Origin of the sequence: Streptomyces sp. W16, from assembly GCF_033194735.1 — a bacterium.
GTDB lineage: Bacteria > Actinomycetota > Actinomycetes > Streptomycetales > Streptomycetaceae > Streptomyces.
The window spans coordinates 1-24662 of sequence record NZ_JAWOAI010000087.1; the positions used below are offsets into that span (position 1 = coordinate 1).

26 protein-coding genes are annotated in these 24662 nt (G+C 69.3%); 20 read left to right on the plus strand and 6 right to left on the minus strand.

Going from position 1 to position 24662, the window contains the following annotated elements:
- From R6V09_RS14440 to dhaL, 4 genes are all read left to right on the plus strand, one after another.
- Positions 1-628: condensation domain-containing protein (locus tag R6V09_RS14440; RefSeq protein ID WP_317881795.1), on the plus strand; the 628-nt coding region annotated here is incomplete at its 5' end.
- 71 nt (positions 629-699) lie between these two features.
- Entirely contained in the window at positions 700-912 is a 213-nt protein-coding gene (locus tag R6V09_RS14445; protein WP_317881796.1) for an MbtH family protein, read from the plus strand.
- An 11-nt stretch (positions 913-923) separates the two neighbouring features.
- Positions 924-1670: a thioesterase II family protein gene (locus R6V09_RS14450; protein WP_317881797.1), complete on the plus strand. Its 747-nt coding sequence runs from the start codon at positions 924-926 to the stop codon at positions 1668-1670.
- A 99-nt stretch (positions 1671-1769) separates the two neighbouring features.
- The gene (gene dhaL / locus R6V09_RS14455) at positions 1770-2402 is read left to right on the plus strand and encodes a dihydroxyacetone kinase subunit DhaL (protein ID WP_317881798.1); all 633 of its coding nucleotides are present in this window, start codon (positions 1770-1772) and stop codon (positions 2400-2402) included.
- Between the two features lie 33 nt (positions 2403-2435).
- Here the strand turns inward: dhaL and R6V09_RS14460 are convergent, their stop codons facing one another.
- From R6V09_RS14460 to R6V09_RS14475, 4 genes are all read right to left on the minus strand, one after another.
- Entirely contained in the window at positions 2436-3215 is a 780-nt protein-coding gene (locus R6V09_RS14460) for an IclR family transcriptional regulator (RefSeq protein ID WP_317881799.1), read from the minus strand.
- 96 nt (positions 3216-3311) lie between these two features.
- A complete protein-coding gene (locus R6V09_RS14465) occupies positions 3312-3692 on the minus strand; it encodes an antibiotic biosynthesis monooxygenase family protein (RefSeq protein WP_317881800.1) in 381 nt (126 codons plus the stop codon).
- A 138-nt stretch (positions 3693-3830) separates the two neighbouring features.
- Entirely contained in the window at positions 3831-4841 is a 1011-nt protein-coding gene (gene gap, locus R6V09_RS14470; RefSeq protein WP_317881801.1) for a type I glyceraldehyde-3-phosphate dehydrogenase, read from the minus strand.
- A 104-nt stretch (positions 4842-4945) separates the two neighbouring features.
- A complete protein-coding gene (locus R6V09_RS14475) occupies positions 4946-5872 on the minus strand; it encodes a DMT family transporter (RefSeq protein ID WP_317881802.1) in 927 nt (308 codons plus the stop codon).
- A 156-nt stretch (positions 5873-6028) separates the two neighbouring features.
- Between R6V09_RS14475 and R6V09_RS14480 the strand changes: the two genes are divergently transcribed.
- The 9 genes from R6V09_RS14480 (at position 6029) to R6V09_RS14520 (ending at position 15152) form a co-directional block, all read left to right on the plus strand.
- Positions 6029-6565, plus strand: a complete 537-nt coding sequence (locus R6V09_RS14480; RefSeq protein ID WP_317881803.1) for a CGNR zinc finger domain-containing protein — start codon at positions 6029-6031, stop codon at positions 6563-6565.
- Positions 6566-6635: 70 nt separating this feature from the next.
- Positions 6636-7238, plus strand: a complete 603-nt coding sequence (locus R6V09_RS14485; protein ID WP_317881804.1) for a TetR/AcrR family transcriptional regulator — start codon at positions 6636-6638, stop codon at positions 7236-7238.
- Between the two features lie 29 nt (positions 7239-7267).
- The gene (gene lpdA, locus R6V09_RS14490) at positions 7268-8680 is read left to right on the plus strand and encodes a dihydrolipoyl dehydrogenase (RefSeq protein WP_317881805.1); all 1413 of its coding nucleotides are present in this window, start codon (positions 7268-7270) and stop codon (positions 8678-8680) included.
- Between the two features lie 290 nt (positions 8681-8970).
- Positions 8971-9828, plus strand: a complete 858-nt coding sequence (locus tag R6V09_RS14495; protein ID WP_317881806.1) for a 2-amino-3,7-dideoxy-D-threo-hept-6-ulosonate synthase — start codon at positions 8971-8973, stop codon at positions 9826-9828.
- Complete coding sequence (locus R6V09_RS14500) at positions 9758-10918, plus strand: 3-dehydroquinate synthase II (protein WP_317881820.1); 1161 nt, start codon at positions 9758-9760, stop codon at positions 10916-10918. The genes R6V09_RS14495 and R6V09_RS14500 overlap by 71 nt, the downstream gene beginning before the upstream one ends.
- A 7-nt stretch (positions 10919-10925) precedes the next feature.
- Positions 10926-11741 carry an arylamine N-acetyltransferase family protein gene (locus tag R6V09_RS14505; protein WP_317881807.1) on the plus strand — a complete coding sequence of 272 codons (816 nt, stop codon included), beginning with the start codon at positions 10926-10928 and terminating at the stop codon, positions 11739-11741.
- Between the two features lie 2 nt (positions 11742-11743).
- Positions 11744-13216, plus strand: a complete 1473-nt coding sequence (locus tag R6V09_RS14510) for a class I adenylate-forming enzyme family protein (protein ID WP_317881808.1) — start codon at positions 11744-11746, stop codon at positions 13214-13216.
- A 421-nt stretch (positions 13217-13637) separates the two neighbouring features.
- Positions 13638-14609, plus strand: coding sequence for a threonine ammonia-lyase (locus tag R6V09_RS14515; protein WP_317881809.1), 972 nt, complete (start codon positions 13638-13640; stop codon positions 14607-14609).
- Between the two features lie 399 nt (positions 14610-15008).
- A complete protein-coding gene (locus R6V09_RS14520; protein WP_317881810.1) occupies positions 15009-15152 on the plus strand; it encodes an aldehyde dehydrogenase family protein in 144 nt (47 codons plus the stop codon).
- A 217-nt stretch (positions 15153-15369) separates the two neighbouring features.
- On the opposite strand, the gene R6V09_RS14525 is transcribed toward R6V09_RS14520, so the two are convergent.
- Positions 15370-16314, minus strand: a complete 945-nt coding sequence (locus R6V09_RS14525) for a hypothetical protein (RefSeq protein ID WP_317881811.1) — start codon at positions 16312-16314, stop codon at positions 15370-15372.
- 361 nt (positions 16315-16675) lie between these two features.
- On the opposite strand from R6V09_RS14525, the gene R6V09_RS14530 reads away from it, so the two are divergent.
- The gene (locus R6V09_RS14530) at positions 16676-17170 is read left to right on the plus strand and encodes a hypothetical protein (protein WP_317881812.1); all 495 of its coding nucleotides are present in this window, start codon (positions 16676-16678) and stop codon (positions 17168-17170) included.
- A 48-nt stretch (positions 17171-17218) separates the two neighbouring features.
- Here R6V09_RS14530 and R6V09_RS14535 read toward each other — a convergent pair whose 3' ends face one another.
- Complete coding sequence (locus R6V09_RS14535) at positions 17219-17821, minus strand: TetR/AcrR family transcriptional regulator (RefSeq protein WP_317881813.1); 603 nt, start codon at positions 17819-17821, stop codon at positions 17219-17221.
- Between the two features lie 72 nt (positions 17822-17893).
- On the opposite strand from R6V09_RS14535, the gene R6V09_RS14540 reads away from it, so the two are divergent.
- From R6V09_RS14540 to R6V09_RS14565, 6 genes are all read left to right on the plus strand, one after another.
- The gene (locus tag R6V09_RS14540) at positions 17894-18772 is read left to right on the plus strand and encodes a class I SAM-dependent methyltransferase (protein WP_317881814.1); all 879 of its coding nucleotides are present in this window, start codon (positions 17894-17896) and stop codon (positions 18770-18772) included.
- 171 nt (positions 18773-18943) lie between these two features.
- A complete protein-coding gene (locus tag R6V09_RS14545) occupies positions 18944-20341 on the plus strand; it encodes a condensation domain-containing protein (RefSeq protein WP_317881815.1) in 1398 nt (465 codons plus the stop codon).
- A 288-nt stretch (positions 20342-20629) separates the two neighbouring features.
- Positions 20630-21949, plus strand: coding sequence for an ABC transporter substrate-binding protein (locus R6V09_RS14550; RefSeq protein WP_317881816.1), 1320 nt, complete (start codon positions 20630-20632; stop codon positions 21947-21949).
- Positions 21946-22896, plus strand: coding sequence for a carbohydrate ABC transporter permease (locus R6V09_RS14555; protein ID WP_317881817.1), 951 nt, complete (start codon positions 21946-21948; stop codon positions 22894-22896). Before R6V09_RS14550 ends, R6V09_RS14555 begins: the two co-directional genes overlap by 4 nt.
- On the plus strand, positions 22896-23768 hold the full coding sequence (locus R6V09_RS14560; RefSeq protein WP_317881818.1) for a carbohydrate ABC transporter permease: 873 nt from the start codon (positions 22896-22898) through the stop codon (positions 23766-23768). The genes R6V09_RS14555 and R6V09_RS14560 overlap by 1 nt, the downstream gene beginning before the upstream one ends.
- Before the next feature lie 3 nt (positions 23769-23771).
- Positions 23772-24380, plus strand: coding sequence for a hypothetical protein (locus R6V09_RS14565; protein WP_317881819.1), 609 nt, complete (start codon positions 23772-23774; stop codon positions 24378-24380).
- The last annotated feature ends 282 nt before the right edge of the window (positions 24381-24662 follow it).

The window sequence follows — 24662 nt, forward strand, 5'->3', positions numbered from 1 at the left end:
GCTGCTGGCCGCGGTGGTGGCGTCGGCGGCCGGCCGGGGGGCCACACCGTTCATGGTGCTGCTCGCCGTCCAGCAGGCGCTGCTGGCCCGGCTCGGCGGGCAGCGGGACATCACCGTCGGCACGCCGGTGCTAGGCCGCGACCGGCGGGAGTTCCAGAGCATCGTGGGGCGGTTCGTCAACTACGTCGGGATCCGTACCGACGTGGACCCCGCGCTCGGCTTCGACGCCCTGCTCGACCGCGTCCGTGTCGCCGTCCTGGCCGCCTTCGCGCACCGGGACGTCCCGCTGGAGCATCTGCAGGGAGTCCTGCGGCCCGGCGAGGAGCTGCTGGCCGACCCGTGGTTCCGCGCCGTCCTGGTGCTGCACAACGGCGGCACCGGCGAACTCGCCCTGCCGGGGCTGACGTTGACCCGCCGGCGGGTGGCCAGGGCCGCCGCCCGCTACGACCTGGAACTGCACGTGTGGCCCACCGGGGACGGCGCGGAGGTCCAGTTCCTGCGCAACACCGCGGTGCTCGACCCCGGGACCGGGACGGAGTTCGCCGAGGACTTCGTGACCGCCCTGAAAATGGTCACCGCCCGGCCCGGGATCCCGGTCGGCGACCTGCCGGGCCCGCGGGCCCGCTGAGCCGGACGCCCGCGGCACCCGGCACGCGTCCGACGACAGAACCACGGAACGACCAGGAAGAGGAGAACACCATGGCCGACACCGGCCGCGACAAGCCGCTGTTCCAGGCGGTCGTCAACACAGAGGAGCAGCACTCCGTGTGGCCGCTGGGCCGCGAACTCACCGCGGGCTGGCGGGCCACCGGATTCGTCGGCACCCGCGAAGAGTGCCTGGACCACATCGAGCGGATCTGGACGGACATGCGTCCGCTCAGCCTGCGTACCGCCGCCACCACGGGCGAGTGAGGGAGGCGAACATGTCGGAGACAGCCCGCTGGTTCCCGTTCGTCAAGCCGGGCCCCCGCCCCCGGTTGCGCTTGTTCTGCATCCCGTACGCGGGAGGCGGCGCGACCATGTACCGCACCTGGCCGGACGCCCTGCCGGGGGACATCGAGGTGCTCGCCGTCCAGTTGCCAGGCCGGGAGTCCCGGTTCTCCGAGCCGCCCTACCGGCGCATGGAGCCACTCGCCGAGGATCTGGTGCGGGCCATGACCCCCCTCCTCGACGTGCCGTACGCCCTGGTCGGCTACAGCATGGGCGCGGTCATCGCCCACGAGGTGGCGCTACGGCTGCGGGAGCGGGGCACGGGCCCGGAGGCGCTGTTCGTCTGCGCGCGCCGCCATCCCCTGATGGAACCGGACTTCCCGGTCCTGGAGGACACCACGGGGGACGAGATCTGGGAGCGGCTGCGCGACCTCGGCGGTATGCCGAAGCCGGTGCTGGACAACCCCGAACTGCGCTCGGTGCTGCTTCCGCAGATCCGTGCCGACCTCGAACTCAACTCCAGCTACCGCCCGGGCCCGGAACGCGTGCACGACTGCCCGGTATTCGCCTTCGGCGGGCGCGACGACCACACCGTCACGCACGAGGAGCTCAGCGGCTGGGCCGCGACCACCCGAGGATCCTTCGGCATGCGCATCTTCGAGGGGGAACACTTCTTCGTCCGCGACCACGAGGACGAACTCGTCGGCGAGATCGCCCGCAGCCCGGTCCTCCAGGACTGACGGCGCGGACACCTGTGGCGTGCGGTGGCGGGGAAGGCCGCCCTCTCCAACGACCCACCCGTATCCACTGATCACTGATCACCGAACGGAGTCCCCCCCATGGACACAGACCTCGCCCGTGCCTGGGTGCTGGCCATCGGCGTCGCCGTGGGCCGGAACAAGGACCGGCTCACCCGGCTCGACTCGGCGATCGGCGACGCCGACCACGGCACCAATCTGGACCGGGGATTCACCGCCGCCGCCACCGCCGTGTCCGACCCCGGCCTCGACACGGTCGGAGCCGTCCTCACCAAGACCGGCACCACCCTCGTCTCCACCATCGGGGGTGCCTCGGGACCGCTGTACGGGAGCGCGTTCCGCGCACTGGGCAGGGTTCTGGACACTCCGCTCGCCGACCCGCTCGCGTTCACCGGGGCACTCTCCGTGGCCCTGGCGAGCATCCAGAAGCTGGGGACGGCCGCCACCGGCGACAAGACGATGATCGACGCGTACGCGCCGGCGGTCGCCGCCTTCGAGGAACAGGCCCGCCGCAGAACCGAGTTCGCCGCCGCGGCAGCGGCTGCCGCCGACGCCGCCGAGGAAGGCATGCGCGCCACCTCTCCCTTACGAGCACGCAAGGGGCGCGCCTCCTACCTCGGGGCGCGCAGCATCGGACATCAGGACCCGGGAGCCACCTCGACCGCCCTGATGTTCCGTGCCCTCGCCGACGCGGCGGCGAATCCGGGCACATGACGGACCGGTGGCGAGGGCCGTCGCTCCGCCGGGCTAATCGCGGTCCGGGCTGTAGGCGGCGCGGCGCGGCGCTCCCAGGTCGCGGGAGAGGATGCGCGCGGTCTCCCGTACCGCCACGGCGAGTTCCTGGCGCGTCGACTCGCCCAGCAGGCGTTCCACCGGGCCGACGATGCCGATGGCACCCGCCACCTCGCCGGAGCGGTCGAAGACCGGCGAGGCGATTCCCGCGTCCCCGATGGCCGACTCCTGGTCCTCGATCGCGTAGCCGGTGCTGAGGACTTCCTCCAGGTGGCGTTCCAGTTCCTTACGGGTGTTCACGCTCGCACCCGTCAGCACCGCGAGCTCCCCGTCAAGGAGACGTTCACGCAGGGCCGTCGGCGACGACGCCACGATGGCCTTCCCCAGGGCGCACGTGTTCCACGGGATGCTCGCGCCCACCTCAAGAATCTGCACCGCTCCCTCGGGACGGAACGCGTGGTGGACGATCAGCACCTGGTCGCCGTTGAGAACCCCCACCCACACGGCCTCCCTGGTGCGGTTGGCCAACCCGTCGGCCCAGGTCAACGAACGGGTCCGCAACTTGTGTGTGTCCAGGTAGGTGTTGCCCAGGTGTACGAGATTCGGCCCCAGGTGGTACTTCGAACTGTCCCGGTCCTGCGCGACCAGGCCCTCGATCTCCAGGGTGCGCAGCAGCGCGTGCACCGTGGGCTTGGCGACGCCCAGCCGGTCGGCCAGCTCGGTCACACCCAGCCGGGGACCGCCGGAGGCGAGTTCCCGCAGGATCTGCACCGCTCGATGCACTGCCTGGACCATGAAGAGCTCCGATTCAGTAGTGCTGAACAGCATTCCGGGAAACGGCTCACGAGTACACCCGTCGGCATCGTACTCGTGGGCAGATCGACCGTTCGCTCAGCCTGCTGTCGGGCTCTGCGTGACCGGCGGTCGGGTGAACCCCTGACTCCGCTCCACTTTCGCCACGTGCAGTGTGTAGCTCTGGTACCACTCGGCTCGCCCGCGCCGCTGCGCCGCGCGGTGCTCGGCGTCGCTCCGCCACTCCGTGAGGGCGTCGGCGTCACGGAAGTACCCGACAGTGATGCCCAGTCCGCCCGGAGTCTGCGCGTGGTCCATCCCGAGGTACCCGGGTATCTCCCTCACCAGGTCTTCCATACGCGCGTTGGTCTCGCTGTAACCGCTCTGCTCCTGCGTCCGAACCGTGGTGAAGACGGCCACGTAGTACGGGGGTTCAAAGGCCTCGACGGGCGTGACAGGCGCTTCGGAATGATCACTCATGGCGCCACTGTAGGGCGGGCGGGATCGGCCTGTCCGGGATTTCCGCCCGGCCGCGGTCGGGCCGGCGGGGTCCGGACATGCCGAACCCCGCGCGGGGTGGTACCCGCGCGGGGCAGCGTCCGGGGCCCGTCAGATTGTTCAGCCTCGCGCCCCCAACAGGCGTACGACGTCGACGATCCGGTGCGAGAAGCCGGACTCGTTGTCGTACCAGCCGAACACCTTCACATGGCGGCCGTCACCCGTCACCGCGGTCAGCTTGGAGTCGAAGACGCAGGACGCCGGATCGCCGACGATGTCGGTGGAGACGAGCGGGGCGTCGGTGTAGCGCAGCACTCCCGCCAGCGGTCCGGCCGCCGCCTCCGCGAAGGCCTCGTTGATCTCCTCGACGGTGACCGGCCGTGCCAGGTACGCCGAGAGGTCGGTCAGCGAGCCGACCGGCACCGGCACCCGCAGCGACAGCCCGGCCAGCTTGCCGTTGAGCTCGGGCAGGACGAGGCCGATGGCCGTCGCGGCGCCGGTGGACGTCGGCACGATGTTGAGCGCCGCCGCGCGGGCGCGCCGGGGGTCCTTGTGCGGGCCGTCCTGGAGGTTCTGGTCCTGGGTGTACGCGTGCACGGTGGTCATCAACCCGTGCTCCAGGCCGAACCGTTCGTGCAGCACCTTGGCGAGCGGGGCCAGGCAGTTGGTGGTGCAGGAGGCGTTGGAGACGACGTGGTGGACGGCGGGGTCGTAGCTCGTGTGGTTGATGCCGTAGGCGAGGGTGAGGTCCTCGTTCTTGGCCGGGGCGGAGATGAGGACCTTGCGGGCGCCCGCGTCGAGGTGTGCGGCGGCCTTCTTGCCGTCGGTGAAGATGCCGGTGGACTCCACGACCACGTCGACGCCGAGCTCGCCCCACGGCAGCTTGGCCGGCTCGCGCTCCCCGTGCACCGCGATCCGGCGGCCGTCGACCACGAGCGCGTCGTCCTCAGCCACGACCTCGGCCGCGAGCGTGCCCATGGTGCTGTCGTAGGTGAGCAGATGGGCGAGTGTCGCGGCGTCGGTGAGGTCGTTCACGGCCACGACCTCCAGATCGGCCCCCTCGGCGAGCGCGGCCCGGAGGAAACCGCGCCCGATGCGGCCGAATCCATTGATGGCGACCTTGATGGTCATGTCTGCTTCTCTTCTCTGCGTCGTCGAATGCGTGGAGCGTGTCGTGCCGGCGTTCCGGCGTGCGTGATGGGTACCGGGGGGCGCGTGCGCGCGGCTGCCGGCGGCTACTTGCGCGCGGCGAGAAGCACGCCGACTCCGCCGAGGACGAGCCCGATGATCGCCGAGGGGCTCAGTGTCTGGCCGATGACCAGCCAGGCCAGCAGCGCGGTGACGGCCGGGGTGAGGAAGAAGAGGGTGCCGACCCGGCTCGCCGTCTGCTTCTTGAGCATGAAGTTGAGCAGCAGGAACGTGCCCACGGAGTTGATCAGCACGATCCAGGCCAGCGAGCCGCCGAACGCCCCCCAGTCGGTGACCTTCGGTTCCTCCAGGGTCAGCGTCATCACCAGCATCACCGGCGCGCTGGCCAGGAAGTGCAGGGCGGTGCTGCTGCGGACGTCGGCGCCCTGGGTGAAGCGCTTCTGGTAGACCGTGCCGGCACTCAGGCCGAGCAGGCCGACGAAGGAGAGCACGATGGCGGTGCCCGAGAAGTGGAGTGCTCCGGCGACGGCCAGCGCGACACCGGCACCGCCGATGGTGAAGCCGAGCCACTGCTGCCGGGTGATCTTCTCGCCGAGGAAGAAGCCTGCCATCAGGGCGATCAGGACCGGGTTGAAGCCCTGGATCAGCGCGACCACACCGCCGGGCAGCCCTGCGCCGATCGCCGTGTAGAAGGCGCCGAACTGTACGGCCTGCATCAGCAGACCGGTGACGACGACGTGCAGCAGCAGCCTGCCTTTGGGCCAGGGCGCCTTCGACACCAGGGCGATCACGGTGAGCAGTACACCGGCGACCGCGAAGCGGGAGAAGGTCAGCAGCAGCGGCGGTGCGGCGTCGGTGCCGATCACCGCCGCGATGAACGCGCTGCTCCACAGGACGACGAAGACGGCGGGAATGCCGGCCGAGACCCAGGCCGGCACCGAGGTGACCTCAGGCGCCGGTGTCGGCGGCGCCTCACCTCCCGTCTCTGCGAGTTTCAGGTCGTCGCGTTCCATCACAGAGGTGGCCTCTCACTCTGAAGTAACCAGCTTTAGGGGTTATTTGGCACAGTACAGAGGACGCGGGCAGCTGGTGTCAATGCGGCTGCTCGCCTCGGCAAAGTAACCGGCCACTGAGGTTATTCAAGAAGGGTGGGGTGTTAGGCTCGCCGGATGAAGTTCGCATTCGTCAGCGGCAGCGTGGCCCTGGACTTCGTCGGCACGGTGCAGAGCCGACGCGACACCCCGCTGGACCTCCTGACCACCACGGCCGACCTCGCCGACTGGACCGCCGCCTCCGGGGCGCTGGACGCACCGGCACCGGTGACCGACGCCGATCTGGCCGCGGCGCTGCATCTGCGCGAGGCGATCTACCGCCTGGTGCTCGCCGCCGGCAGCGGTTCCCCCTTCGCGGCGGAGGACTGCGCCGTACTCAACCGCGCCACCACCCGCCTCCCGGTACGCCAGGAGCTGCGGCCGGACGGCACGGTGGTGCGGCACGGCACGATCCGCGCCGTCCTGGCGACACTGGCCCGCGACGCCGTCGAACTGCTCACCGAGCCGGCCGGGCCGGTCAAGGAGTGTGCGGCGCCCCGCTGCACCCGGCTGTACATCGACCGTTCGTACCGTTCCTCGCGCCGCTGGTGCGACATGACGCGTTGCGGCAACCGGGCCAAGGCCGCGAACCACCGCTCCCGCCACAACCTCTGACCACCGCGCGACGCCGAACTCCCGCTGCTGCCGGTGCGATTGTGTAACAAGTAGTAGGTACATTGCCTCCATGAGCAAGAAGGAGGCGCTGACGCGAGCAGCGGCCGAACTGCTGTGGGAACGCGGATACACGGGCACCAGCCCGGCCATGATCCTGGAACGCGCCCAGGCGGGCCAGGGCAGCATGTACCACCACTTCTCCGGCAAGGCGGAGCTCGCGGTCGCGGCCATGACCCGCATGGGCGACGAGCTCCGCGCCGGCGTCGAGAAGGTCCTGACCGCGGAGGGGCCGGCCCTCGCGCGGGTGGCCGCCTACCTCGATCTGGAACGCGCGCCCCTCGCCGGCTGCCGCATGGGACGGCTGGCCCAGGACCACGACGTCGTCGCCGACCCCGAACTGCGGGCCCCGGCAGCGGACTTCTTCACCTGGCTCACCGCACGACTCTCCGCGGTCCTCGCGGACGGAGTCCGCACCGGCGAACTCCGCCCCGGTGTCGACCCCGACGCGATGGCCTCACTGATCACGGCAACGGTGCAGGGCGGGTACGTCCTGGCCCGCGTGCATCAGGACCCCGCCGAGTTCCACCGGGCGATCGACGGCGCCAAACAGGTACTGGCGCAGTTGACGGCCGACGCGGACGAGGACCGACCAGGGCATCCTGGACACCGTTAGAGGATCTCCCCGTGGTAAAGGATCTTTCGATGAGCCAGCAGGACGATCAGTTCGACGTCGTCGTACTCGGCGCGGGCCCCGGCGGCTACGTCGCCGCCATCCGCGCCGCGCAACTCGGCAAGCGGGTCGCGGTGGTGGAGGAGAGGTACTGGGGCGGCGTCTGCCTCAACGTGGGCTGCATCCCGACCAAGGCACTGCTGCGCAACGCCGAACTCGCGCACATCTTCACCCGCGAGGCGAAGACCTTCGGCATCAAGGTCGAGGGAGAGGTCTCCTTCGACTACGGGGAGGCGTTCCGCCGCAGCCGCCGGGTCGCGGACGGCCGGGTCAAGGGCGTCCACTACCTGATGAAGAAGAACAAGATCACGGAGATCGACGGCCGCGGCACCTTCCTCGACCCGCACACCCTCCAAGTGGCCGGATACGACGGCGACACCCGCACCATCACCTTCGAGCACTGCATCATCGCCACCGGCGCCACCCCGAGGCTGCTGCCCGGCACCCGCCGCACCTCGCGCGTCGTGACGTACGAGGAGCAGATCCTCGCCGACGACCTCCCGCAGTCGATCGTCATCGCGGGCGCCGGCGCCATCGGCATCGAGTTCGCCTACGTGCTGCACAACTACGGCGTGAAGGTCACCATCGTCGAGTTCCTGGACCGCGTCGCCCCCCTTGAGGACGCCGAGGTCTCCGCCGAACTCGCCAAGCAGTACCGCAAGTTGGGCATCGACGTCCTCACCTCCACCCGCGTCGAGTCGATCGACGAGTCCGGCCCGCAGGTCCGCGTCACGGTCACCGGCAAGGACGGCACCCAACAGGTCCTGGAGGCCGACAAGGTCCTCCAGGCGATCGGCTTCGCGCCGAACGTCACCGGCTTCGGCCTGGAGAACACGGGCGTACGGCTCACCGAGCGCGGCGCGATCGACGTCGACGGCCGGTGCCGCACCTCCGTCCCGCACCTGTACGCCATCGGCGACGTCACCGCGAAGCTGATGCTCGCGCACGCCGCCGAGGCGATGGGCGTGATCGCCGCCGAGACCCTCGCCGACGCGGAGACGATGGAGCTGGACTACGCGATGATCCCGCGCGCCACCTACTGCCAGCCGCAGATCGCCAGCTTCGGCTACACCGAGGCCCAGGCACGGGAGTTGGGGCACGACATCAAGGTGGCGAAGTTCCCGTTCACCGCGAACGGCAAGTCGCACGGCCTCGGCGACACCACCGGCTTCGTGAAGCTGATCAGCGACACCAAGTACGGCGAACTCCTGGGCGGCCACCTCATCGGCCCCGACGTCACCGAGCTCCTCCCCGAACTGACCCTGGCCCAGCAGTGGGACCTCACCGTCCACGAGGTCGCCCGCAACGTCCACGCCCACCCGACCCTGGGCGAGGCGGTGAAGGAAGCGGTGCACGGGCTGGCCGGACACATGATCAACATGTGACCTCCGCCCAACTCGCCGTCCTCCGAGCCGGTCACGGTATCCATCACCGTGACCGGCTTTCCCCTGCGCGGATCAGGAGTTGTCCGGGTGCTCGCGGTCTCGTCCCGGGCACGGCCGGCATCGTTCGCGCAAGCAACCAGTGGCCGCCGGACCATCGGTGCGGGCCAGGTCTCAATCGGTGGGATCACGCAGTGAACCTCCCCCGGGTGGCAGCCGTAGTCAGCGACAGAGAGGGGGCTCGATGAGCTCACTTCTGGGGACCGGACAGTTGGCCGAGCACTGGTATGGGAATGGACGAGATGCAGATATTCGACGGCGCTTCAAGTGCCCGTAAACTGAGGCTGCTTCGGCTGTATCGACGTAATCCCCGGCGCATGCTGGTGGTTCCCCTGGACCATCCTCTGACGGATGGGCCGATTTCCGGGGGCGGCTTCGGACTCAACCGGCTGGTCGGGCAGTTGGCGACGAATGGCGCCGATGCCGTGGTCCTGCACAAGGGAAGCGTTCGCCGCGTGGATCCGGCCTGGTTCACGCAGATGTCGCTCGTCGTGCATTTGAGCGCGAGCACCGCGCACGCTCCCGACCCGGATGCGAAATGCTTGGTCGCGACCGTCGAAGAGGCTCTGCGTCTCGGTGCCGACGCGGTGAGTGTGCATGTGAATGTCGGTTCCCGCGAAGAGGCCCGGCAGATAGCCGATATGGCGGTGGTGGCAGAGGCCTGCGACCGCTGGAACATGCCGCTGATGGCGATGATGTATCCGAGGGGACCGCGCGTCACCGACCCTCGTGATCCGGCACTGGTCTCCGCCGCGGTGACCGTCGCGGCCGAACTCGGGGCCGACCTCATCAAGACCTACGCCCTTGAATCCGATGTGGACATGCTGCGCCTGACGGCCTCCTGTCCGGTACCGATTCTGGTGGCCGGCGGCCCGCGGGTCGGGAATGAGAAGGCACTGGTGGAATTCGTCGATTCCGCACTCCGGGGTGGTGCGGCCGGAGTCGCCATGGGCCGGAACATCTTCGAATCCGACAGTCCGGGTGCTACGACGCGTGAACTGGCCCGCCTCGTGCACGGGGATGTACCTCCGCCCGCTCCGGTGGAGTTCTACACGAAAGAGATGGGAAAGCGTGAAGCTCACGTGGCTTGATATCCGCGCTGTCGCCGACAAGCGGGCGGTCCTGGAAGAAGCGCTGCACCAGCGGGTGGACGGCATTGTCTCGGACGCCCTGGCGGACCTGGCCGACCTGCCCCCCACGGTGAAGAAGATCTTCTTCCCGCACGGCAAGGAGCTCGCGGAGCTCCCCGACGATCTCGGTGCTGCCGACGTGGTGATCGTCGATCCGCGTGAGCACGGGACATCGGCGGAACTCTCGGCGATGTATCCGGGAGTCGAATTCGGACGGTTCGTGGAGATCGTCGACGCGCGGACCCTGGAGGACGCCTGTCAGTCGGCTCGTACCGAGGAGTGGAGCCTGCTGCTGTTCCGGGATCCCACGAAGATTCCGCTGGAGATCGTCATCGCTGCCGCAGCGGGTGCCGAGGGCAGTCTGATCACCGTCGCCGGGGACGTCGAGGAGGCGGAGATCATCTTCGGGGTGCTCGAACACGGCTCCGACGGCGTGATGATGGCGCCGAACGCCGTGGGCGACGCCACCGCCCTCAAGCAGGCATCCGCCGTCGTGACCGAGCCCCTGGACCTCGTCGAACTCACGATCGTCGCCACCGAGCACGTGGGCATGGGGGAGCGGGCCTGTGTCGACACATGCAGCCACTTCCGTGAGGACGAGGGAATCCTGGTCGGCTCGCACTCCAAGGGGATGATCCTCTGTGTGAGCGAGACGCATCCCCTTCCCTATATGCCCACCCGGCCGTTCCGGGTGAACGCGGGGGCCATCCACTCCTACACGCTTTCTCGCGACGGCCGTACCCATTACCTGAGCGAGCTGAAGTCCGGCAGCAAGGTCATGGCCGTTGACGTCAAGGGGCAGACCCGTATCGTCACCGTCGGGCGGGTCAAGATCGAGAGCCGACCGCTCATCTCCATCGACGCGAAATCCGATGACGGGCGCGCCGTCAACCTCATTCTCCAGGACGACTGGCATGTCCGGGTGCTCGGTCCAGGCGGGGCGGTCCTGAACAGCACCGAACTCAGGCCCGGCGACCGCGTGTTGGGTTACCTGCCCGCCGAGGACCGCCATGTCGGCTATCCCATCAACGAGTTCTGCCTGGAGAAGTGAGAGCGCCATGGACGACGAACTCATCGACGCCTATCTGCAGCGCATAGGCGCCAAAAGGCCGGAACGGCTGGACGCGGCAGCCCTGCGCCACCTTCACGAACGCCATGTACTCTCCGTTCCGTTCGAGAACCTGTTCTTCCTCCTCGGAGAACCGATCCCGTACTCCCTGGACGCGGTCCGGAAGATCGTGCACGAACGGCGCGGCGGCGGATGCTTCGAACTGAACTCGGCTTTCGCGATGCTGCTGGAAGCCCTCGGATTCCATGTCACCCTGCTGGCCGGGTACATCTATCGCGGCGAGGTACTGGACAGTCCCGTAGGTCATCTGGCGCTCCGGGTGGAGACCGATGAACCCGACGGACATTCATGGCTGGTGGACGTGGGTCAGGGAAATCACAGCCGATGGCCCATGCGGCTGGATCTGCGCACACCGCAGAACGACCCGCACGGTGCGTACCTTGTCACGGAGACGCCCGAAGGGGACATCGACGTATTCCGTGACGGTTCGCCGCTGTACCGGATGGAGATGAGACCCCGGAAAATCGAATTCGGCCTTCCCTCCATGTGGTGGTACCAGACCGCCCCCCAATCGCCCTTCAGGAACCGGCTGATGTGTGTCCAGCCCCGGGAGGACGGAAGGGTCACTCTCGCGAACAGGGTCCTCATCGTGGAACAGGGCGGGGAGCGGACCAGGGAGAGGATCGTGACCGACGAAGGGCTGAGGCAGGCGCTCGGTACCTGGTTCGGGATCCACCTCGACGAGGCGCCGAAAATCCCCGACAGGACCGCGGTGTCCGCCGCCGCCGGAGAGGGGCGTCCGTAGCCATGCCCGGAAACGTAACCCAGGATCTGGCCCGACTCGCCCGTGCCAAAGGGTGGGAGGACCGGATCGCCTTCCTCGCCGACGACCGCGCCTGGACGTTCGCCGAGGTCTTCGACGGTGCGGCACGGGCCGCGAGGGGATACCGGTCGGCGGGACTGCGCCGGGGCGATCGCGTCCTGCTGGCGCTTCCCGACAGCGTGGACATGGTCTGGTCCGTGCTCGGCGCCCTGCAGGCCGGTCTCGTCGCCGCCCCGGTCAACGTCCAGATGAGCTGGGAGGATCTGACGCGCGCCGTCGAGACAGTGGAACCCGCACTCGCCGTGATCGACCCGGACACGGCCGGACGGCTGGAGACGCCGGGCTTCGCCCCCGCCATGAAGGTCTCGACCCTGGTCGCGGGCGAACCGGACCCGGACTTCGCCGAGGGCGGGGACGCACCGGCGCTGGCCGTCTTCACGTCCGGCACGACCGGTGCCCCGAAGCTGTGCTTCTTCCTCCACAGCAACTTCGTCGGCCCTCCTGGCCAGAAGGACAGCGACCTCAGGACGGTCGGCCTGTCCGTGTCACGCATGTACTTCCTGGGCGGACTGCACTTCTCGGTGCTCACCACCCTCGCCACGGGGCAGACCGCCGTCCTCTCGCGTGACCGGGCGACCCCGGCCGAGGCGATCGAACTGATCAACCGTCACCAGGTCACGAACCTCTTCGCACAGCCGAGCTTCCTGGCCCGCATGCTCCTTGAGCCCGGCCACACGGAGACGCTCGGCCGCCTCCGGGAGGTGTCGAGCGCGGGGGAGGTCCTCTCCCCACGGCTGCGCGAGCAACTGGTGCCGATCCTGGGGAACCGGCTGATCAACAACTACGGCGCCACCGAGATCGGCGTGATCTCCATGGGCCGGCCCGCCGCGTGCGCCACTCCTTCGGCGGTCGGGCCTCCCGTCCCCGGCCGGCCGATACGCATCGTCGACGCCGACGGCCAGGTGGTGTCCGCGGGCCGCCAGGGCGAACTGCACGTCTACGTCGACTACGCCTCCCGGGGCGTTGTCCGGGGGAGCCGGGGCCCCGATCAGGTGACAGACACCTGGTGGCCGACCGGGGACCTGGCGTCGATCGACGACGACGGGGTCGTACACGTGCACGGCCGGCTGGACGACGTAGAGGTGATCGGCGGGCAGAACGTGGTGCCGGGCGAGGTCGAACGACTCCTGGAGAGCCATCCGCGCGTGCTCGAAGCGGCGGTCAGTTCGGTTCGCCGTCCGGCCGGAGACACGAGCCTGCGCGCCTACGTGGTGACCGTCCCCGACGACGAGCTGGACAGCGACGCCCTGGGCGACGAGCTGATCGCCCTGGCCCGGTCTCGGCTGTCCTGGTACAAGGTCCCGCAGGACGTCGTGCGGCTGGACACCCTGCCCCGCAACGCGAACGGCAAGATCCTGCGCAGACACCTTCGCGCGGCCGGCGATCAGTTCGTCTGACACCGAGACAGACTGTCGTACCCGTGACAGTGGACAACTGATCAAGCTGCCTTGTCCCAGGAACAAACAGCCCGACACCCGGAGCCTGGCCGAGCCCCGCACAGCTCGGCCGGGCCGGCTGTCTCACATGGAGGGTTGTTGTGGGCACATGTGGATGTCCGCCGAAGACCGGCCGCTGGCCGCCAGCCGCCGAGCATGCAGGCGGAACAACTGGGACGGCCGACCCTGACCGGACGGCGCATCCCACGCCCGACCCGCTGACGGCACTGAGCGACACCCGTCTCGTCCCTGGTCCTCCGGCCATGTCGCCGACCTGCCGGCCGCGTGCTGCGGGATCACCGGCGGCACGGACGGCGGCCGATACGTGACAACCGACCGCACAGGGACGGGAACCGTACCGGTGGCGCTACGCTGCCATGTCGTGCAGCAGACACGCCTCGACACCGGTCGGATCAGGGCGGCCCGCAGGGTGATCGACCCGGTGTTCCTCGACACCCCGCTGTACCGCTGCGAGGCGCTGGAGGCCGGCCTCGGGTGCGCGGTCAGCATCAAGCTCGAAACGGCGAACCCGGTCCGCAGCTTCAAGGCGCGCGGCACCGAGCTCCTCGCGAGCCTGCTCGCCGACAGCGACGCGCGGGCCGTTGTGTGCGCCAGCGCGGGCAACCTCGGCCAGGCCCTCGCGTGGTCCGGTCGCGGCCGGGGACTCGACGTCACCGTGGTGGCGTCCCGTTTCGCTACCGCGGCCAAGCTCGACCGCATCCGTGCGTTGGGTGCCGGTCTGCAACTGGTGGACGGGGACCACGAGTTGGCTCGCGAGCGGGCGGCGGCCGTCGCACGGTCCGAGGGTATCCGGCTGGTCGAGGACAGCCTGGACATCGAGACCTGCGAGGGCGCGGCGACCATCGGCCTGGAACTGGTGGACACGGCGCGGTCTTTCGACGCCGTTCTGATCGCCCTCGGCGGCGGGGCGCTGGCCACCGGAGTGGGGCATGTGCTGAAGTCCCTGGCGCCGGAGGTCGAGGTGATCTGCGTTCAGCCGCTGGGCGCGCCGGCGATGACACGCTCGTGGCGCGCGCGGCGCGTCGTCACGACCGAGTCGACGAACACCATCGCCGACGGTGTCGCCGGCCGGTGCCCCATCCCGGCCGTCCTGGACGACCTCCTCCTCGTCGCCGACGACGCGGTCCTGGTCCGGGAGGAGTCGATCATCACCGGTATGCGGATGCTCCTCGACCACGCCGGCCTCGTGGTGGAACCGTCCGCCGCGCTCGGCATCGCGGCGATCCTCGAAGACCGTGACCGTTTCGCCGGTCGCCACGTGGTCACGATCGTGTGCGGCGGCAACGTCGACGCGGGCGCCTATCGCCGCTGGATCGGTTCGGCCCCGCTGTAGAGGTCCGTATGCCTGCACGGCGTCCCGGGCACGCTCGTCACGTGCCCGGGATGTCCCGCCGCGGTGGCCGCTTTCTCTACACCGCGGCGGTGTCCACCGGTGTGTGGAACCAGAGTTGTCGATGTGCCGACGGCGGGTGAAGGCCTTGGAGCGCCGCGTCAGACTCTCGTAAGATCCACTCCGCGCTCTCCAACGGGCTTGCGGAGTCACGGAGTCGGTGGCGCCGCGCCCGCCCCGTCGCAGGACCGCGACTCGAACCAACCACTGCCCCTGGAGCAGAGTGGTCCGGTGGTTCGCCGGCCTGCGCCGGGTTAGTTCACGGCCGCCCTGTCACCGCCCGCCCCTGCGAGGGGTGCGCGGCACCGTCAGCGGCCCGCGCACGGTGAAGTACTCGCCGCAGTGGGCGACTTCGTGGACGGTGCCGAGGCCGGTGCCGAGTGCGTGACACCGGTGACGCTCGAACTCGGCGTCGGATCCGCCCACTTGGTATTCCCCGACGCCGACATCGAGAAGGCCACCAGGGCGATCGTCGTCCAACTCTGAGGGCGCGTACGGTCCGTCGCGCTCCCCGCGTCGTCGCGCAGGGCCGATGCCCGAACCTCCGATGTCAGTGGGCCCGCGTACCTTTCCGACCAGGCCGATTTGGTCACGTTCCCGGCGGAGTCGGGCGGCGTCGTCTGGCTGGGCCGCACCAGGACCGGCGAGGTGGCCTCGATCGTCGTCACCAGCGGCATGCCGGGCGTGAAGGCCTGACGCGGTGTTAGGAGTCGGTCCAGCGGACGGGGTGACCGGACGCATCCGTGGTGAGCCAGGTTCCGTCGCCGAGGGGCCGGACGTCGTAGGGGTTGTCCGTGCGCGCGTCGAACTCGGTTCCGACCCGGCCGGAGCGCACATCCACCCGGTAGTGCCGGAACCACTCCTGCTCGTCCTCGGTCTCGCCGCCGAGGGTGACGAGGACGGTGTCCGGGTTCAGGTAGCCGCCGCTCCATTCCACATAGACCTCGTCGGGATCGTGCCCGAAGGTGTCGACGGAGAGGGTGAACCTCACCTCGCCGTCGGGGTAGGTGTGGAGGGCGACGTCGGCCTGATCGTGGTGAACGGTCATGAACTCGTGTCCGTCGGGCGACAGGGCGATGAGGCACCGGTCGTCCCACGGATAGGCGATGAGATCCATCCGGCTCCCGGTCAGCGACGCACGGAAGACGACCGAGCCGTCCTGTCCCTCGCCCACATCGAGGAGGACCTCGTCGCCCGCAGGGTGCAGCAGGTGCTGCCCGCCGTGCCCGACGGTCGGCAGGTCCGCCTGTGCGACGACGGCCCCGGTCCCGGCGTCCAGGGCGACCCACTGGTCGTGTCGGTCACGGCCCGCCATGGCGTCGGGCCGGTAGACCCACACGACGAGTTCGTCCGACGACAGCACGCAGCCGGGCCGGTGTCCGTGCCGCCGATCCGACGGTGGCTCGAACCGCGACCGCCAGACCTCGGTCCCGTCCGCCGTCACGCAGACGATCGCGTCGAGAGTCGTGTAGTAGGCGCGCCGAAGGCCGACGGCAACGGCGTGGTCGACGACATCGTCGCCGGGGGACGGCCGGCAGACCGTGACCGGCGACAGCACGCCCTTGACGTCGCCGGCCAGGTCATAAGCGCAGATCCGTCCCTTGACGAACCGTGTGATCGTCGGCAGGGGACGAGGTGATGGAGGCACGCCCCGGAGGTTAGCGTCCCCGCGGTTCTTCGGCGGACAGGGGGAGGACGTCGCCCCAGTGCTGCGGTTGCGCATGCTGTCGCAGACCCGACTGGAGAACACCCTCGCCCGACTCGACCTCGCTGCAGCACTCCGCCACGGACTGACCCCGGCCCCCAGCCGCGAGGCCCTGCCGCGCCGGGCGCCCAAGAGGTGCCGACCGCGACGAAGACTGATTCGCTGACCGATCGGTGGAACCTCCGAATTCCCGCAGCGCAGCGGGGGATTGCTCAGCACATGGATCATGGAGTCGGCGGAGTTTGGTACCGGCTCCCGTGCCCGGGTTCAGCAGGCCCAACGGGCCGAATGATTGGATACGGGGATGGACCACGGCGGCCACCCGGAATCAGGCCTTTCCAAGAGCGTCTGGAGTGACGCCGACTTCGCGGAGATGGGCTGGCACGACGCCACCGTCCACGCTCTGTCCGTGCAGCCGACCGACGACGTCCTGCCGCGCCTTCTCCTCGACCTCGACTACATCGTCCGCTGGGTTCCCCCGGTTCCGCCGGCGACACATTTCTCCTTCTGGATCGCCCCGGCGACGCTCGTCTTCGACGACGTCTGGGACCTCGAAGGGGACCTCGACTTCAAGGGCACGACCCCGGACTTGGAGATCGACGGCGTGCACCGACTGCCGCCGGAAGACGGCCGGAAAGACCTGCCGCTGTGGCACATCGAGGGCCACGCCTTCGACTTGAGGTTCCGTGCGTCCGGCTACCGCCAGTACTTCCGGAAGGCACCGACGCTCGTAACACGACAAGCACTGCCTCACGCGGATCGCGGCGGCTGCGCCTTCACCGAGGTCGGCTTCCGCTGACACACCCGTCGGCCAGATCTCATGAACACCTAGCGCTGCACGCCGGGTTCAGCGAGGCCGCCGCTGTACGACATCGGCGAGCACCGTGGTCACCAGCTTGCCGACCGCCCACGTGGTCGGCGGGTCCGAGGCGCGGTCGGCGAACAGGAGGTGCCCGCCTCCGACCAGGGAGAGGGTGAGTGAGTCGATGTCGGCGTCGGCCGCGATACGGCCCCTGGCACGCTCGTCGGTCAGGTAGGCGGAGACCGCCGTCGTCACCTGGGCGAGGATGGCGATACCGCCGCCGGGCCGGGCCTGCCGCAGCCGCGCCCGCAACTCGTCCCGGAAGGTGATGAGCGGGATGATCGCCACGGGTACGGGGCCGAACAGGGTGGTCAGCGCGCCGGTGAGGTTGTCGGCCACGGTGCCGGTGCCGGCGGAGTCGCGCAGCGCGTGCGCCTGTGTCTCCAACTGCGCGGCCCGGTCGAGGACGAGCTCGGCGAGGAAGGCGTCGAAGTCGGTGAAGTGCCGGTGCAGGACGCCTTTGGCGCAGCCCGCCTCATCGGTGACGGCCCGGCTGGTCAGCCCGTTCGGACCATCCCGCAGCAGCACGCGTTCGGCGGCGTCGAACAACTGCTGCCGCGCATCACGAAGGTGCACCCCGGTCGGCACTTGTGGATCCTCTCGTGCGCCAGCTCGCTGGCACCCATTGGCTTGTGGGCGCTTGCCCACTAAGGTGAACGCATGCCCACTTTACCGCGAGAGCAGCCGGAGCCCGTCCCGCTGCATCAGGCCCGACAGATGGCCGAGTCCTTCGGCACGGACGCGCAACGCTACGACCAGGCCCGCCCCGGCTACCCCGACGACCTGGTGGCCCGCATCGTCGCCGGAAGCCCGGAAACCGGTGGGCTCGACGTGCCTGACGTGCCTGACGTGCCTGACGTGCGTGACGTGCTCGACGTACTCGATGTGGGCTGCGGCACCGGCATCGCGGCCCGCCAGTTCCAGGCCGCCGGCTGCACCGTGCTCGGCGTCGAACCAGATGCGCGGATGGCCGACTTCGCGCGGGTCCGCGGCCTGGCGGTCGAGGTGGCGACCTTCGAGGCATGGGAACCGGGCGGCCGAACGTTCGACGCGGTCACCGCCGCCCAGTCCTGGCACTGGGTGGACCCAATTGCCGGTGCTGTGAAAGCTGCCCAAGTGCTGCGCCCGAACGGCCGCTTGGCGATCTTCGGGCACGTGTACGAGCCTCCCGTCGAGGTGGCCGAGCCCTTCGCGGCTGCCTATCAACGAGTGGTGCCCGACTCGCCGTTCGGGGGTGGGTCCGCCCAACGCCCGCTGGAGATGTACCAGGCGGCGTACGCGAAGGTCGCCGACAGGATCCGCGAAACCGGACGGTTCGACGACCCGGAACAATCGCGATTCGACTGGGAGCGGTCGTACACGCGCGACCAGTGGCTGGACCTGCTCCCCACGACCGGCGGCCTCACCCGCCTCGGCCCCGACCAACTGGCCGAGATACTGGGCGAGGTCGGCCGTGCCATCGACGCGCTGGGAGGCCGCTTCACGATGCGCTACACCACCCTGGCGGTCATCGCCGTACGCGCCACCACCCCGCTTTGATCCGCTTTGATCCCTCCCTTTCGGAACGGCGGGTTCCAGAGCGTTGCTTTCCGAACAGCCCGATCGTTGATCTCCGCATGCAGTGAGCGGTGCCCGAGCGGCATGGAGGCGTGGATCGACAGTGGTGCCCGGCGGCCTCCCGTGGGCAGGCGAACGGAGAGCCCTGTGCGCATGAGTGACCTTCAGCGGTGCGAGATCCGTCCCGGACGACTCGTCGAGTGGACGCTGCACCCGACGGCCGTAGGAGCGGCGCGGACGCTTCCGGACGATGTGCGGCCACCGGCGTATGTGCAGGAGTCCCATATCCGTACGGCGCGTTCGGTGCGCGAGGACGGGCTGTTCGTGCCGACCTGGCTCGGTACCGCCTTCGACATGCCGGGGAGGATCGAACTCGACGTGCTCCAGGGCGCGTTGCGGGCCTGGATGCTCCGGCACGAGACGCTGCGCAGCGGTTTCCGGTGGGCCGGTGACGAGATGCGCCGCTTCACCCTGGACGCCGACGCGGTGGCCCTGCACCGCGAGGACGTCGGCGAGTTCGCGGACGCGGGGACTCTGACCCGGTATCTGCAGGACCGTTTCGATGTCACGGCGGACGCGCTCACCTGGCCGAACTTCCTCTTCGCGGCGGTTGTTCGGCAAGACGGCACGAGCGTCTACCTGGCGTTCGACCACAGCAATGTCGACGCCTATTCGCTGCATCGCATCGCGGGGGAGGTGCACGAGCTGTACGCGGCCGGGCTCGCCGGGAAGACGGTCGAAGTGGCGCCCGTCGCCAGCTACATCGACTTCTGCGCGGGCGAACGCTCGGACGCGGACCTGATCGACGACACGCACACCGTCGTCTCCCGCTGGCGCGAGTTCATCGCCCGCTGCGACGGCAAACTGCCGAACTTCCCCGTCGACCTCGGCCTCGACCCCCAAGGGCCGTTGCCCACACAGAAGTTCCTCCAGGAGATGCTCACCGACGACACGGAGGCGGCGGCCTTCGAGGCGTACTGCCGCCCGTACGGCGGAAGCCTCGTCGGCGTCCTGGCGGCCGTCGCCCTGGCCGCCCGTGAGATCAGCGGCCTCGACGTGTACCGCACCGTCGTGCCCTTCCACACCCGGGCCAAGTCCCGCTGGGCCGACTCCGTCGGCTGGTACGTGGGCGGCGCGCCGATCGAGATCCCCGTCGGGCGGGCGACGGACTTCGACGACGCCCTGCGGATGGTCCGCGCCACCCTCCGCGAGAACCGCCCGCTGGCCCGCATGCCCATCGCCCGCGTACTGCGCCTGCTGGGCGCCGACTTCCGGCCCACGTCCCCCGACCTGTACTCGATCGTCTCCTACGTCGACTCGCGCGCCCTGCCCGGTTCGGAACGCTGGCAGGAGCTGAAGGCGTACGGACTGATCCGGGTGTCGTACGGCGATCAGGTCTGCGCGTGGGTGACCCGGGTCCATGAAGGTCTGCAGTTCGCCTGCCGTCTCCCGGACAACGACGTCGCGGACAAGAACATGCGGCTGTGCATGGAGTTGGTGGGGGAGCGCATGATCTCGGTGGCCCGGCGGTCGTTGGCCGTGCGTCTCTAGCCCTTTCCTGTAAGTCAGTTGAGGGCGAATCCGACCTGGGGCACGGGTACTGACCGGTGTACGCGCGCCCCATGTCCGAACAAATATGTGCTGCAGCACCGTTGACCGACCGGACGGACGGATTCTAGGTTCTCTGCAGGCGAAAGCGCTTGCCATGCACCGCCGTTCATCCGGTACGGCCTCATGGCGCGCGCTCCCGGCAATCCGTCCCCCCAACGTTCCGCGGGACCGGGCGCCAACTCCTGACCTCAGACAACGATGTCCACGCCCCACTCAGGAGGCATCGCCATGACGCCACCCAGTATCCGGAGACGAGATCTCCTCGGCGCCGCCGCGGGCGCCGTGTTCGCCCCGCTCCTCGCCGGCTGTTCCGACGGCAGCGGAGGGAGCACCGCGGTCGGCGGGAAAGTCACGCTCACCTTCGCCTGGTGGGGCAACGACGACCGGGCCCAGCGCACCAACGACGCCGTGGCCCTCTTCGAGAAACGGCACCCGGGTGTCACGGTGCGCACCTCCTTCGCCGGCTACCCGGCGTATGTGCAGAAGCTCGCCACCCAGGCGGCCGGCGGTGACCTCCCCGATGTGGCGCAGCTCGACTACCGGCAGATATCCCAGTACGCGGGCAGCGGCACCCTCCTGGGCCTCGGCCCCTACCTCAGGAACGGCACGCTCCGGACCGCCGACTTCGACAAGGGCCTCACCCGGACCGGCGCCTACGGAGGCCGGCAGTACGCCCTCCCGATGGGCAAGGGGACGACCGGAATCGTCTACGACGCGGCCGTCTTCAAGAAGGCCGGGGTGGCGACGCCCCGGCCGGGCTGGACCTGGGACGACTGGGCCGAGGCGGGCCGACGAATCAGCGCGCTCGGCATGAAGGGCCCCAACGGGCACGCCTACACCGGCCTCTCCGACCTCGGCGTGAACGAGGACGCCTTCGAGACCTGGCTGCGCAGCAGGGGCAAGCAGCTCTACGCCTCGCAGCACCGGCTCGGCTTCAGCACCGACGACCTGGCCGAGTTCTGGACCTTCACCGACAAACTGCGCCGCGACGGCGTCGTCTCGCAGGCCAGGGACACCGCCCAGATCGGCGGCGCCGTCGAGGACACCCCGATGGGACGAGGCCTGGCCGCGACCGACTTCAACTGGGACGCCCCCTTCCTCGGCTATCCGCCCCTGCTCGGCGACGACGTCCACTTCGCGCCCGTACCCACCACCGACGGAAAGGTGGGCCAGTACTTCAAGCCGACCATGCTCATCGGCGTCGGAGCCGGCACCCAACACCCCAAGGAGGCCGCCGAGTTGATCGACTTCCTGCTCAACGACCCCGACGCGGGCAAGATCCTCGGCGTCACCCGCTCCACACCTCCCAACAAGCGGATAGCCGCCGCGATAGGCAAGAGCCTCACCGGCCCGGAGAAGGAGGTCTACGACTACGGGCGCACGATCGCCGCCCACGGCACGGACGCGCCGCCCATGGCACCACCCCGTGGCGACGTCGTCCTCCAGGTCTCCTTCCAACGCGACTACCAGCGGGTCTCCTACGGCATGCAGAGCCCGCGAGGAGCCGCCGAGGAGTACGTCGCCGAGGCGAAGCGGGAGCTGCGATGACCACCACAGCCACCCGGCCCCCTGCGACAACCGCCCGCGACACACAGCGGGAACGCCGCCGGCGCGACCAACGAAGCGGCCCCGCCTATGTGTTCCTCTCGCCGTGGATCCTCGGAGTCGTCCTCCTGACGCTCGCACCCATGGCCGTGTCCCTGTATCTGTCGTTCACCGACTACGACCTCTTCGACCCGCCCAAGTGGGTCGGACTGCGCAACTACTCCGACATGTTCACCGCGGACCCGAGGTACTGGCGGTCGGTGGGCACCACGCTCCTGTACGTCGTGGTCGCCGTCCCGCTCAAACTGGCCCTCGCGCTCGGTGTCGCGCTGCTGCTCCGCGGCACCCGCCGGGCCAAGGGCTTCTACCGCTCGGCCTTCTACGCCCCCTCCTTGCTCGGCGCCAGCATGTCGATCGCGCTGGTGTGGCGGGCGCTCTACAACGACGGCGGCACCGTCGACGAGCTGCTGTCCTCCGTCGGCATCCACACCGGCGGCTGGGTGTCCGACCCCCATCTTGCGGTGTTCGTCGTCGCGTTGCTCTCCGCCTGGCAGTTCGGCGCCCCGATGGTCATCTTCCTGGCCGGGCTGCAGCAGATCCCGGCCGACCTGTACGAGGCCGCGGCACTCGACGGCGCCGGACGGTGGCGGCGGTTCGTGTCGGTGACGCTGCCCATGCTGTCCCCGGTGGTCTTCTTCAACCTCGTCCTGGAGATGATCCAGTCCTTCCAGGTCTTCACGCCGGCGTACGCGATCAGCGGCGGCAACGGCGGACCGGCCGACTCCACCGAGTTCTACACCCTCTACCTCTACGAACGAGGCTTCTCCGCCTCGCACATGGGCTACGCCTCCGCCATGGCCTGGGTCCTCCTCCTTGCCATCGGCGTGGTCACCCTCATCCTGTTCCGGACCTCGCGCTCCTGGGTCTTCTACGCCAACGAGGGGGCCTGATGGCCACGACCGTGTCCAACCTCAAGACCAACGCCAACCGGGCCCGCACCGCGGCCGTGGCCAAGCACGTGGGACTGCTGGCCGTACTCCTCGTCCTGCTCTATCCGCTGGCCTGGCTGCTCGCCACCTCACTGAAGCCCGCCAACGAGGTCCTCACCAGCCTCAAGCTGCTGCCGAGCCACTTCGAGTGGTCGAACTACACCACCGCCCTGGACGGCATCAGCGGTGTCTCCGTGACCCGGCTGCTGCTCAACTCCCTGCTGATCAGCGTCGGTTCGGTGATCGGGAACGTGGTGTCCTGCTCGCTCGCCGCCTACGCCTTCGCGCGGCTGCGGTTCCGTATGCGGGGCCCGATGTTCGGCTTCATGATCGCGACGATGATGCTGCCGCACCACGCGGTGCTGATCCCGCAGTACATCATCTTCAACAAGCTCGGCATGGTGGACACCTACTGGCCGCTGATCCTGCCCAAGTTCCTTGCCACGGAGGCGTTCTTCGTCTTCCTGATCGTCCAGTTCATGCGCGGTCTGCCGCGTGAACTGGACGAGGCCGCCCGCATCGACGGCTGCGGGCCGTTCCGGATCTTCTGGTCGGTCGTCCTCCCGCTGACCCGCCCGGCACTGATCACCACCGCGATCTTCACGTTCATCTGGAGCTGGAACGACTTCTTCACCCAGCTCATCTACCTCTTCGACCCGGAGAAGTTCACGATCACCCTGGCCCTGCGCAACTTCGTCGACCAGTCCAGCACCTCCGCATACGGCCCGATGTTCGCGATGTCGGTGATCTCGATCGTGCCGATCGTGCTGTTCTTTTTCGCCTTCCAGCGCTATCTGGTGCAGGGCTTGGCGACCTCCGGACTGAAGGGCTGAGCCATGAGTTCCTCCGTACCCCAACGCCGGGAGCCCGGCGAGCTGTTCGGCCCCCGCTTCACGCTCTTCGCCGACATGCTCGCCGTGGGCATGGCCACGGCGGTCGCCTCCCTGCCACTGATCACCGCCCCTACGGCTCTCGCCGCGGCCTGTGCCGTCCTGCGCCGGGCCATCCGCGAGGACCGTCCGGTGACCCTGGGGGAGTACGCGGCCGAGTTCCGCGCCCACGGAGTGCGCCGCTCGCTGCTGGCGGGCGTGACCGCCTTCGCCGCGCTGACCTTGATCGTCCTCGACCTGGCCCTCGCGCGGGCGGGCCTTCCGGGTGCCGGCCCGATGTCGTGGGCGGTGACCGGTCTCGCGGCGGCGGGGCTGGTCCTCGCGCTGCGCGCTGCGGCGGACCCGGACGTGTCACTCGGCTGGGGTCCGGCCTTGCGCCGGGCCGTGACACGCTCCTTCGCGGATCCGGTGGGCTGTGCCCTGATCGCGGCGGCGGTGGCCCTGTGCGTCGCGTTCCTGTGGATGCTTCCGCTGCTCGCCCTGCTGCTGCCCGGCCCGCTGGCCTTCGCGATCACGGCCGTAGAACTCCGTGTCCAGCCCAGCCACAGCAGGTGATGCGCCACTGCCCGTAATTACGCATCACATGTTGAATGCCTGTCTCCTGCCGTGATGTCACACTTCCTGAAAGCCGAACCCGCTGACCAGAGGGTGTTCACCCCGCGTTCGGCCACGCTCGGTACCTCGCCCCCGGCGTCGTAAGCGGGAGTCACGATGACAGGCCCAGCCACAACCGCCCTCCGTCCTCGATCCACCTCCCGGCGCACCGTTCTGCGGGGCGCCGCCACGGCCGGGATGCTCCTGGCCGGCGGTGCCCCCCTCGCCGCGTGCGGGCGGCAG

Bases quoted from the DNA above. Each gene is read 5' to 3' on its own strand.
- R6V09_RS14550 (WP_317881816.1), top strand. From the start codon at position 20,630: ATGACGCCACCCAGTATCCGGAGACGAGATCTCCTCGGCGCCGCCGCG.
- R6V09_RS14540 (WP_317881814.1), top strand. From the start codon at position 17,894: ATGCCCACTTTACCGCGAGAGCAGCCGGAGCCCGTCCCGCTGCATCAG.
- R6V09_RS14475 (WP_317881802.1), bottom strand. From the start codon at position 5,872: ATGGAACGCGACGACCTGAAACTCGCAGAGACGGGAGGTGAGGCGCCG.
- R6V09_RS14560 (WP_317881818.1), top strand. From the start codon at position 22,896: ATGGCCACGACCGTGTCCAACCTCAAGACCAACGCCAACCGGGCCCGC.
- R6V09_RS14460 (WP_317881799.1), bottom strand. From the start codon at position 3,215: ATGGTCCAGGCAGTGCATCGAGCGGTGCAGATCCTGCGGGAACTCGCC.
- R6V09_RS14480 (WP_317881803.1), top strand. From the start codon at position 6,029: ATGAAGTTCGCATTCGTCAGCGGCAGCGTGGCCCTGGACTTCGTCGGC.
- R6V09_RS14545 (WP_317881815.1), top strand. From the start codon at position 18,944: ATGAGTGACCTTCAGCGGTGCGAGATCCGTCCCGGACGACTCGTCGAG.
- gap (WP_317881801.1), bottom strand. From the start codon at position 4,841: ATGACCATCAAGGTCGCCATCAATGGATTCGGCCGCATCGGGCGCGGT.
- R6V09_RS14445 (WP_317881796.1), top strand. From the start codon at position 700: ATGGCCGACACCGGCCGCGACAAGCCGCTGTTCCAGGCGGTCGTCAAC.
- R6V09_RS14505 (WP_317881807.1), top strand. From the start codon at position 10,926: ATGGACGACGAACTCATCGACGCCTATCTGCAGCGCATAGGCGCCAAA.
- dhaL (WP_317881798.1), top strand. From the start codon at position 1,770: ATGGACACAGACCTCGCCCGTGCCTGGGTGCTGGCCATCGGCGTCGCC.
- R6V09_RS14485 (WP_317881804.1), top strand. From the start codon at position 6,636: ATGAGCAAGAAGGAGGCGCTGACGCGAGCAGCGGCCGAACTGCTGTGG.
- R6V09_RS14555 (WP_317881817.1), top strand. From the start codon at position 21,946: ATGACCACCACAGCCACCCGGCCCCCTGCGACAACCGCCCGCGACACA.
- R6V09_RS14500 (WP_317881820.1), top strand. From the start codon at position 9,758: ATGTACCTCCGCCCGCTCCGGTGGAGTTCTACACGAAAGAGATGGGAA.
- R6V09_RS14450 (WP_317881797.1), top strand. From the start codon at position 924: ATGTCGGAGACAGCCCGCTGGTTCCCGTTCGTCAAGCCGGGCCCCCGC.
- R6V09_RS14465 (WP_317881800.1), bottom strand. From the start codon at position 3,692: ATGAGTGATCATTCCGAAGCGCCTGTCACGCCCGTCGAGGCCTTTGAA.
- R6V09_RS14510 (WP_317881808.1), top strand. From the start codon at position 11,744: ATGCCCGGAAACGTAACCCAGGATCTGGCCCGACTCGCCCGTGCCAAA.
- lpdA (WP_317881805.1), top strand. From the start codon at position 7,268: ATGAGCCAGCAGGACGATCAGTTCGACGTCGTCGTACTCGGCGCGGGC.
- R6V09_RS14530 (WP_317881812.1), top strand. From the start codon at position 16,676: ATGGACCACGGCGGCCACCCGGAATCAGGCCTTTCCAAGAGCGTCTGG.
- R6V09_RS14565 (WP_317881819.1), top strand. From the start codon at position 23,772: ATGAGTTCCTCCGTACCCCAACGCCGGGAGCCCGGCGAGCTGTTCGGC.
- R6V09_RS14495 (WP_317881806.1), top strand. From the start codon at position 8,971: ATGGACGAGATGCAGATATTCGACGGCGCTTCAAGTGCCCGTAAACTG.